We start from the raw sequence: 9388 nt of genomic DNA, 5'->3' as shown, positions 1-9388 counted from the left end.
GGCCCGGGCCGCCCTCGCGGGCGGACCCGGGCCGCGGGCCGTGGACGGTCAGCCGGTGCCGCGCGCCGCGCCCTCGGCCAGGGTCCGGGCCACCGCCGTCACCAGGTCGTGCCCGGGCAGGTCCTCGACCGGCACCGGCAGCGGCAGCGACCAGTTGGGCCGGTCGGTGGTGCCGGGCATGTTGGGCCGGCGCTCGTCGGCGACGGCGTCCTCCAGCGTGGCCGACAGCAGCAGCGACGGCGCCGTGGCCAGCGACTCGTAGGCCTTGCGCACCGCCGTCTCCGGCCGGGCGTTCTTCCGCACCCCGCGCAGCCGGCCCAGCAGCGACTCCCGGCCGCGCTCGAGCTCCTCGTCGGAACCCAGGCCGCGGTCCCGCTGCTCGGCGACGTCCGCGCCGGTCCACAGGCCCGCGACGGTGGGCAGGTCGTGGGTGCTGACCGCGGCCATCGCCTCGGTCGGCCACTCCGCCGGGGCGTCGTCCTCGAACCACAGCAGGCGGTAGGACAGGACGCCGTGCTCGGCCATGGCCTCGCGCACGCCCTCCTCGACGGTGCCGAGGTCCTCGCCGACCACCAGGGCCTGCGCCCGGTGGCTCTCCAGCGCGACGATGCCGAGCAGGTCCTCGGCGGGGTAGCGCACGTAGGCGCCGTCCGCGGCGCTGCCGTCCGAGGGCACCCACCACAGCCGGAACAGGCCCATGACGTGGTCGATGCGCAGCCCGCCGGCGCCGGCCATCGTGGCGCGGATCGACTGGACGAACGGCTCGTAGTCGGCCGCCCGCAGCCGCCAGGGGACCAGGGGCGGCGAGCCCCAGTCCTGGCCCTGGGTGTTGAACTCGTCCGGCGGGGCGCCGACGCTCACGCCCGAGGCGAGCACGTCCTGCCAGGTCCAGGCGTCCGCGCCGCCGCCGGCGACGCCGATCGGCAGGTCCTGGATGACGGTCATGCCCTCGGTGGCGGCGCCCAGCTGCAGGTGCATGGCCCACTGCAGCCAGGCGTGGAAGGCGACGTCCCGCTCGCGCTCGGCGACGAACCGGCCGACGGCCTCGCTGCGCGGGTCGCGCAGCTCCTCGGGCCAGGTGTGCCAGTCGGGGCCGTGCTCGTCGGCGAGGGCGCACCAGGTGGCCCAGTCCTGCAGCGGCTGCCCCTGGTGCCACCACCAGTCGGGGAAGGCCGGGTCGTCGCGGCCGGTGGCGTCGAAGACGCGGCGCAGCACCGCGCGCTTGCGCGCCCAGATCGCGTCGCGGTCGATCAGCTCGCCGTCGTTGAGCGCGCGGCCGGCGTCGGCCTCGAGGTCGACGGCACCGGCGCCGGGCACCTCGGGCACCCGCAGGTAGATCGGGTTGCGGAACCGCCGGGTGGCCGGCAGGTAGGGGCTGGCCTCCTGCCCGGGCGTCGGGGCGACGGCGTGCAGCGGGTTGATCAGCACGAAGCCCGCGCCCTGGTCGGCGGCCATCTCGCGGATCGCGCGCAGGTCGCCGAGGTCGCCGATGCCCCAGCTCTGCCGGCTGCGGGCGGCGTACAGCTGCACCGCCCAGCCCCAGGTGCGCTCGGGCAGCCAGCACCGGCCCGGGGTGACCACCAGCCGCCGGCGGGGACCACCCGGGACCTGCAGCCAGTGGTAGCCGAGCGGGAAGTCCTCGGGCAGCTCGCCGTCCACGTGCCGCGTGCCGCCCTCCTCCAGCTGCACCTCGGCCTCGTCGACCTCCAGCACGTCGCCGGGGCGGGCCACGATCGGCGCGCGGTCCTCGAGGTCGGCCGGCGGCGTCCCGATCACCTCCCGCAGCTTCTCGATCGTGGTCGAGGCGACCTCGTGCTCCTCGTCGAAGGCGTCGAGCCAGCTGGCGTCGATGCCCCACTCGTCGGTCGTCGGGGTGCGTGTCACCCCTCGATACTCCCCAGCGGTCCGGCTGCGCGCAGTGCAAGCCGACAGTGGTGCCGGTCTCGCTGGACCCTCCACCGGCTGGAAGGTGCACTGTCGGGCCATGGGGACGAGCGCAGGACCGGCGGTGCCGCCCGGGCTCACGGTGGGGCAGGTCGCGGGCCGGCTCGGCGTGCCGGTGCGCACCGTCCGCTTCTGGTCCGACGAGGGGCTGGTCGACCCGCCGGCCCGCTCGGCCGGCGGCTACCGGCTCTACGACGCCGCGTCCCTGGCCCGGCTGGACCTCGTGCGCACCCTGCGCGAGCTGGGGCTGGGCCTGGCGGCCATCCGGGAGCTGCTGGCCCGGCGGCGGGGGATCGCCGAGGTCGCCGCCGAGCACGTCCGCGCCCTGGACGCCGAGATCCGGTTGCTGCGGCTGCGCCGGACGCTGCTGCGCGTCCTCGCCACCACCGATCCACCGACCGAGGAGCTGGGGCTCGTGCACGAGCTGGCCACGCTGTCCGCCCGCGAGCGGCAGCAGCTGATCGACGACTTCGTCACCCGCGCGTTCGACGGCGTCCCCGACGACGCGCCGGGCGCCGGCATCGCCGCCGGCATGCGCAGCCTGCCCGCCGAGCTGCCCGAGCAGCCGTCGGCCGAGCAGGTCGCCGCGTGGCTGGAGCTGGCCCGGCTGGTGACCGACCCGGAGTTCGCCGGCCGGGTGCGGGAGATGGCCCTCGCCGGCGCGGGGGCCACCCCCGAGGAGCCCGACACCCTCGGCGCCGACGCCGGCCGGCTGCAGGCGCTCGGCCGGCAGGCGCTGGCCGACGGCGTCGCGCCCGGCTCGCCGGCGGCCGAGGCGCTGGTCGCGGAGCTGCTCGACGACGGCCGGCCCGCCGACCCGGGGCGCCGCGCCCGGCTGGCCGAGCGGCTGGCGACGTTCACCGATGCCCGGGTCGAGCGCTACTGGCAGCTGCTCGGCGTGCTCAACGGGTGGCCGGCGTTCGAGCCGTCGGTGCCGGCGGTCGACTGGTGGATCGCGGCGCTGCGGGCGGCGGGGCCTCACCCGGCCGGGTGAGCCGCCGCCGGTCCGGCTCCGGTCGGGGCGCCGGGCTGCCGTAGCCGAGGGCGAACCCTCCCCGAGGAAGGCCGCTCCCGTGGACCCCGACGCTCGACCGCAGGACCATCCGCACGCACCCGGCGGCCGCGATCCCGGCGTACCCGCCGCCTGGGCCGCCGCCGCGGTGCTGGTCACCGCCCAGGTCGCGGCAGCGGGCTGGACCGGCGGTCCGCCGGCCGTCCTCTCCCAGCTGGCGCTGGCGGTGGGCACCGTGGCCGCCGTCGCCTCGGCGGCGTTCCGCTCGGCCCGCTGCCGGGAGCGGCGGGCCGCCGCCGACCTCGCCGCGCTGGCCTTCTCCGACGTGCTCACCGGACTGGCCAACCGCGCGCTGTTCACCGACCGGCTGGAGCTGGCGCTGCGCCGCACCGCCCGCAGCGCCGGCGAGGTCGCCGTCGTCTTCCTCGACCTGGACGGCTTCAAGAACGTCAACGACACCCTCGGCCACTCGGCCGGCGACCGGCTCATCTGCGAGGTCGCGGCGATCCTGCAGGGTGCGGTGCGCACCGAGGACACCCTCGCCCGCCTCGGCGGCGACGAGTTCGCCATCCTCGTCGAGCACGCACCCGGCCAGAGCGTCGCCGAGGCGACGCGGATCGCCGAGCGGGTGCTGTCGGCCCTCGAGCAGCAGATCGACCTCGGCGGCCAGCGGGTGAGCGTGTCGGCCAGCATCGGCATCGCCACCGGCGACGTCGCGGCCACCGCCAGCTCGCTGCTGCGCGACGCCGACAACGCCATGTACTGGGCCAAGGGCGCCGGCCGCGGCCGCTACGTCGTGTTCAACCCGCAGATGCGCTCGGCCGCCGCCGAGCGGCTGCAGCTGGAGCAGGACCTGCTGGCCGCGCTGCCGGGCGAGCAGTTCCGGCTGGTCTACCAGCCGGTGGTCGACCTCGGCAGCGAGCGCGTGGTCGGCTTCGAGGCGCTGCTGCGCTGGGACCACCCCACGCTCGGCGTCGTCCTCCCCGAGCGGTTCCTGCCGGTCGCCGAGGACATCGGCCTGATCGTCGACATCGGCCGCTGGGTGCTGCGGGAGGCGGCCACCTCCGCGGCGGCCTGGCGGCGGGACCACCCGGGCAGCAGCGAGCTGTCGATGGCGGTCAACGTGTCGCCGTCGCAGCTGGCCTCGGCCGGCCTGGTGGACGCCGTCCGCGAGGCGCTGGCCGCCAGCGGGCTGCCCCCGGAGGCGCTGGTGCTGGAGCTCACCGAGTCCGTGCTGGTCCGCGACCCGGTGCTCGCCGCCGAGCGGCTGGCCCAGCTCCGCGCGCTCGGCGTGAAGCTGGCCCTCGACGACTTCGGCACCGGCTACTCGTCGCTGTCGCACCTGCGCCAGTTCGCCGTCGACATCCTCAAGATCGACCGGTCGTTCGTCAGCACCATCGACGACGCCGAGGCGATGCCGGCGATCCTGCGCGGGCTGATCAACCTCGGCCACACCCTCGACCTGGAGATCGTCGCCGAGGGCATCGAGCTGGAGCGCGAGCGCACCCACCTGCGCGACGGCCGCGTGGGCCTGGCCCAGGGCTTCCTGTTCGCCGCGCCGCTGGAGCACACCGACGCCGAGCTGCTGCTGCTCGGCCAGCCGGGCGCCACGCCGTCGGACCGGGACGCGACCCCCGCCTGACGCCCCGGCTCCGAGACCACCTCGTCCGGTGGCCGGGACCGGCGCTCTCCGGTGGGATCGGCCCATGACGGTGATCGGGTTCCACAACTCGCACGAGCAGGTCCACCCCGCCGACCTGCTGACCGCGGTCCGGCACGCCGAGGAGGTCGGCTTCACCGCGGCGATGTGCTCGGACCACCTGACGCCGTGGAACCGCGACCAGGGGCAGTCCGGCTTCGCCTGGTCGTGGCTGGGCGCCGCGCTGGCCACCACGTCGCTGCCCTTCGGCGCGGTGAACGCCCCCGGCCAGCGCTACCACCCGGTGATCGTCGCCCAGGCCATCGCCACCCTCGGCGCGATGTTCCCCGGCCGCTTCTGGGTGGCGCTGGGCAGCGGCGAGGCGATGAACGAGCACGTCACCGGTGACAAGTGGCCGCGCAAGGAGCTGCGCGACCAGCGGCTGCGCGAGTGCGTCGACGTCATCCGCGCGCTGCTCGCCGGCGAGGAGGTCACCCACGAGGGCCTGGTCACCGTCGACCGGGCGAAGGTCTACACGCTCCCCGAGCAGCAGCCGGCGCTGATCTGCCCGGCCGTCAGCGTCGCGACGGCGCGGCGCGGCGCGGACTGGGCCGACGGGCTGGTCACCATCAACCAGCCGCACGACACGCTCCGCGAGATGGTCGCCGCCTACCGGGACGCCGGCGGCCGCGGGCCGCTGGTGATCCAGGTGCACGTGTCCTGGGATCCCGACGAGGACCGCGCGCTGGCCATCGCGCACGAGCAGTGGCGCAGCAACGTCTTCCCCCCGCCGCTGTGCTGGGACCTCGACAGCCCCGAGGCCTTCGAGCAGGCCTCGGCGCACGTGACCCCGCAGGGCGTCACCTCGGCGGTGCGGGTGTCGGCCGACCTCGGGCAGCACGCGGCCTGGATCGCCGAGTACGTGGAGCTGGGGTTCGACCACGTCTACCTGCACCACGTCGGCAAGGAGCAGCGGCCGTTCCTCGACGCGTTCGGAGCGAAGGTGCTGCCGCAGCTCGGCGTCACCGCGCCGCCGCCGGCGGTGGCCGTGGAGCCGGTGCGCCGTCCGGCTCCGGCGTGACCGTCACCGTCCGCGTGCTCCGGGAGGACGACGTCCCGGAGCTCACCCGGTTGCTGGTGGCCAACCGGGAGTTCCTCGCGCCCACCGACCCCGAGCGCAGCGACGACTACTACACCGAGGGGTTCCAGCGCCGGGACACCGCCCGCCTGCTGGAGCTGCACGGGCTCGGCGGCGTCATCCCCGGCGTCATCCTGCTGGACGGGCAGCTGGTCGGCCGGGTCAACGTGAACAACGTCGTCCACGGGCCGTTCCAGTCCGGCGACCTGGGCTACTGGGTGGCCCGGCACGTGGGCGGCCGGGGCGTGGCCACCGCCGCGGCCGCGGCGATGATCGACCTGGCGTTCGGGGAGTACGGCCTGCACCGCCTGCAGGCCGGCACCCTGGTGGACAACCTGGCCTCCCAGCGGGTGCTCGCGCGCAACGGGTTCACCCGCATCGGCCTGGCCGAGCAGTACCTGCGCATCGCCGGCCGGTGGCAGGACCACGTGCTGTTCCAGCGGCTGGCCGGGCCGCCCCGAGGAGAGGGGAGCACCCCGGCGTGAAGATCACCGACACGGCCGACCTGTGGTGGAAGACCGCCGTCGTCTACTGCCTGGACGTCGAGACCTACCTGGACTGGAACGGCGACGGCTGCGGCGACTTCGCGGGCCTGGCGCAGCGGCTGGACCACCTCGCCGACCTCGGCGTCACCTGCCTGTGGCTGATGCCCTTCTACCCGACCGCCGAGCGCGACGACGGCTACGACATCACCGACTTCTACGGCGTGGACCCGCGGCTGGGCACCCACGGCGACCTGGTCGAGGTCATCCGCACCGCCAACGACCGCGGCATGCGGGTGATCGCCGACCTGGTGGTCAACCACACCTCGATCCAGCACCCGTGGTTCCAGCAGGGCCGGCAGAGCCGGGACGCGCCGTTCCACGACTTCTACGTCTGGCGCGACGACGAGCCGCCGGACACCAGCGACCAGGTGGTCTTCCCCGACCAGGAGGACAGCATCTGGACCTACAACGAGCCCACCGGCCAGTGGTACCTGCACCGCTTCTACAAGGAGCAGCCCGACCTCGACGTCACCAACCCGCGGGTGCGCGACGAGGTCGCCAAGATCATGGGCTTCTGGCTGCAGCTCGGGCTGTCGGGCTTCCGCGTGGACGCCGTCCCCTTCTTCCTGGAGACCCAGGGCGGCGCGGATGCCGAGAGCCTGCCCGATCCGCACGAGTACCTGCGGTCCCTGCGCTCGTTCCTCGGCCGGCGCACCGGCGACGGCATCCTGCTCGGCGAGGTGAACCTGCCCCACGAGCAGCAGGCGGAGTTCTTCGGCGGCAGCGACGGCGACGAGCTGACCATGCTGTTCGACTTCATCGGCATGCAGGCCACCTACCTCGCGCTGGCCCGCGGGGACGCCGGGCCGCTGGCGGAGGCGCTCACCGCCCGGCCCGCCGTCGGCCCCGACAGCCAGTGGGCGACCTTCGTCCGCAACCACGACGAGCTGACCCTGGACAAGCTCTCCGACGACGAGCGGCAGGAGGTCTTCGCCGCCTTCGGCCCGGAGGAGCGCATGCAGGTCTACGGCCGCGGCCTGCGCCGCCGGCTGCCCCCGATGCTGGACGGCGATCCCCGGCGGATCCGCATGGTCTACAGCCTGCTGTTCTCGCTGCCCGGCACCCCGGTGCTGTTCTACGGCGAGGAGATCGGCATGGGGGAGGACCTCGATGCCGAGGGCCGGCTCGCCGTCCGGACGCCGATGCAGTGGACCGCCGGGCGCAACGGCGGCTTCTCCGACGCCGATTCCGACCGGCTGCCCGGGCCGGTGGTGTCCGGCGGGTTCGCGCCGGAGTTCGTCAACGTCGCCGACCAGCGCCGCGACGAGGACTCGCTGCTGTCGTTCATGAAGCTGCTGATCCGCCGCTACCGGGAGTCCCCGGAGCTGGGCTGGGGCACGTTCACCGTGCTGGAGCAGCCGCACTCGGCGGTGCTGGCGCACCTGTGCTCCTGGGACGACGGGGCACTGGTCGCGGTGCACAACCTGGGAGCCGAGCCGCGCACGGTGCCGCTCACCCTCCCCGGCTGCGACGCCTCGCACCGGCTGGAGGACCTGCTGATCACCCGGTCGACCCCGGTGGGGGAGGACGGCGCCGTCGAGCTGGCCCTGGAGGGCTACGGGTACCGCTGGCTGCGCGTGGTCGCCGAGGACAGCCGCCGGCTGCTGTAGACGAGTCGACCTGTCGACACACGCGCCGGGCTCCCCGGAACCGGGGCGGGTGCGCCCTAGCGTGACGCGTGATGTCCGAGAATCCCGGCGCCCCGGCCCCTGTCCCGGCCGGCGTCAACGTCCCCACCGGCCCGATCCCGCCGTACTTCGGCCTCGGCTCCCGGGCCGAGCCGCACGGTGCCACGGCGGCGCGGCCCCCTGCGCCGGAGGACGGCGTCCCGGCCCTCTCCGCGGGGGACGGCGGTCCGGTGCCGCCCGGCGAGCCGGGGCCCCCGGTGACCGGTCCGGCGCCCGGTCCCGCGCCGGAGGCCGCGCCCGAGCCGGAGCCCGCCGGCCCGGTGGCTGCCTGGGCGCTCACCGACCCGCCCGGGCCGCCCGCCGATCCGCACCCGACCGCGCCGGTGACCGGGCAGCCCCGGGTCCGTGCCCGCCGGCGCGACCCGCTGACCCGCATGGGCCCGTGGGCGCCGGTGGCCGGCGCGCTGCTCGGGCTGGTGGCCGGGCTGGTGACCGTCGCGGTCCTGGCCGGTCGCGCCGACGGGTTCGGTGCGGGGCTGTCCCTGGTCTTCCTCGTCGTCGGGCTCACCATGCTGGGGGCGGCCGGGGCGCTGCTGGCCGACGAGGTGCGGCTGGTGCGCCGCGGCGCCCGGGAGGCCGCCGTCCGCCCGGCGTGGGTGGAGGCGACCGCCGGCCTGCTCAACGGGCTGACGCCGGCCCGCCTGCTGCTGGCCTCGAGCGCCTTCGTGCTCTTCCTGTCGGCCTACGTCAGCCGCTGACGCCGGGGTCGCGCAGCTCGGCCGGGTCCAGCCGCCCGGCGACCAGGTCGGCGGCGACGTCGTCGGCCACCCGGCCGGCCGCGAACGCGTGCGCCCGCAGCACCGCCAGGGCGTCGACCACGTCGGTGCCCAGCACCACCGACAGCATCCCGGTCGCCTGCCAGACGCGGGCCCGGCTGACCGCGTCGGGCGTCTCCCACCACCGGGCCAGGCCGTCCTCGGCCGAGATCCGCACCAGCTCCTCGGTGAGGCAGTCGACGACCGCGTCGACGTCGTCCCGGTCCAGGCCGCTGAGCCGGTCCGGCGCCCGGCCGTAGAGGTCGAGGACGACCGTCGGGCCCAGCGGGGGCGCGAGCGGCAGGGAGAACACCGCCCGGAACGGCGTCTCGCCGTGCATGGCCGCGTGCAGCTCCGGCCAGTTGCGGGCGATGTCGTCGAGGTCGAAGGCGATCGCCGTCCCGGTGTCGTGCGCCCGCAGGCAGGGGCCGTCGCCGGCGGTGAACTGCAGCCGCTCGGCGTGCGCGGCGGTGGCGTCGCTGGCGCCGATCGGGGTGCGCAGGCCCGAGCCCTCGTGGATGCTCAGCGCCGCGCCGTCGACCGGCACCGCCGCGGCGACCGCCCGGGCCAGCCGGGTCGGCGCCATCTCCGGGCCCGACAGCGCCTCCGGTGCCGGGTCCCGCAGCAGGTCGAGGAACCGCTCCGCCGGGTCCTGGGTCGTCATGGC

The 9388-nt window shown here is 75.7% G+C and carries 8 protein-coding genes; 6 read left to right on the top strand and 2 right to left on the bottom strand.

Going from position 1 to position 9388, the window contains the following annotated elements; all coding sequences use genetic code 11:
- Nucleotides 1-48 precede the first annotated feature (48 nt).
- Nucleotides 49-1986: a 4-alpha-glucanotransferase gene (gene malQ, locus ACI79R_RS19715; protein ID WP_456575362.1), complete on the bottom strand. Its 1938-nt coding sequence runs from the start codon at nucleotides 1984-1986 to the stop codon at nucleotides 49-51.
- On the opposite strand from malQ, the gene ACI79R_RS19710 reads away from it, so the two are divergent.
- The 6 genes from ACI79R_RS19710 (at nucleotide 1985) to ACI79R_RS19685 (ending at nucleotide 8664) form a co-directional block, all read left to right on the top strand.
- Nucleotides 1985-2938: a MerR family transcriptional regulator gene (locus ACI79R_RS19710; RefSeq protein ID WP_456575361.1), complete on the top strand. Its 954-nt coding sequence runs from the start codon at nucleotides 1985-1987 to the stop codon at nucleotides 2936-2938. The two genes, malQ and ACI79R_RS19710, sit on opposite strands and share 2 nt — an antisense overlap.
- Before the next feature lie 79 nt (nucleotides 2939-3017).
- Nucleotides 3018-4598, top strand: coding sequence for a putative bifunctional diguanylate cyclase/phosphodiesterase (locus ACI79R_RS19705; protein WP_456575360.1), 1581 nt, complete (start codon nucleotides 3018-3020; stop codon nucleotides 4596-4598).
- Nucleotides 4599-4662: 64 nt separating this feature from the next.
- A complete protein-coding gene (locus ACI79R_RS19700; protein WP_456575359.1) occupies nucleotides 4663-5676 on the top strand; it encodes a TIGR03885 family FMN-dependent LLM class oxidoreductase in 1014 nt (337 codons plus the stop codon).
- Nucleotides 5673-6218, top strand: a complete 546-nt coding sequence (locus tag ACI79R_RS19695) for a GNAT family N-acetyltransferase (protein WP_456575358.1) — start codon at nucleotides 5673-5675, stop codon at nucleotides 6216-6218. Before ACI79R_RS19700 ends, ACI79R_RS19695 begins: the two co-directional genes overlap by 4 nt.
- On the top strand, nucleotides 6215-7888 hold the full coding sequence (locus tag ACI79R_RS19690) for an alpha-amylase family protein (protein ID WP_456575357.1): 1674 nt from the start codon (nucleotides 6215-6217) through the stop codon (nucleotides 7886-7888). The genes ACI79R_RS19695 and ACI79R_RS19690 overlap by 4 nt, the downstream gene beginning before the upstream one ends.
- A gap of 71 nt (nucleotides 7889-7959) precedes the next feature.
- A complete protein-coding gene (locus ACI79R_RS19685; RefSeq protein ID WP_456575356.1) occupies nucleotides 7960-8664 on the top strand; it encodes a hypothetical protein in 705 nt (234 codons plus the stop codon).
- On the opposite strand, the gene ACI79R_RS19680 is transcribed toward ACI79R_RS19685, so the two are convergent.
- Nucleotides 8654-9385: an ANTAR domain-containing protein gene (locus tag ACI79R_RS19680; protein ID WP_456575355.1), complete on the bottom strand. Its 732-nt coding sequence runs from the start codon at nucleotides 9383-9385 to the stop codon at nucleotides 8654-8656. The genes ACI79R_RS19685 and ACI79R_RS19680 overlap by 11 nt on opposite strands.
- Nucleotides 9386-9388: the final 3 nt, after the last annotated feature.

The organism is Blastococcus sp. SYSU D00820 (assembly GCF_054050695.1).
This window is presented reverse-complemented; position numbering and strand designations above follow the sequence as displayed.

Coding starts and splice junctions, on each gene's coding strand:
- malQ (WP_456575362.1), bottom strand. CDS start 1,986: ATGGCCCGACAGTGCACCTTCCAGCCGGTGGAGGGTCCAGCGAGACCG.
- ACI79R_RS19685 (WP_456575356.1), top strand. CDS start 7,960: ATGTCCGAGAATCCCGGCGCCCCGGCCCCTGTCCCGGCCGGCGTCAAC.
- ACI79R_RS19680 (WP_456575355.1), bottom strand. CDS start 9,385: ATGACGACCCAGGACCCGGCGGAGCGGTTCCTCGACCTGCTGCGGGAC.
- ACI79R_RS19700 (WP_456575359.1), top strand. CDS start 4,663: ATGACGGTGATCGGGTTCCACAACTCGCACGAGCAGGTCCACCCCGCC.
- ACI79R_RS19710 (WP_456575361.1), top strand. CDS start 1,985: ATGGGGACGAGCGCAGGACCGGCGGTGCCGCCCGGGCTCACGGTGGGG.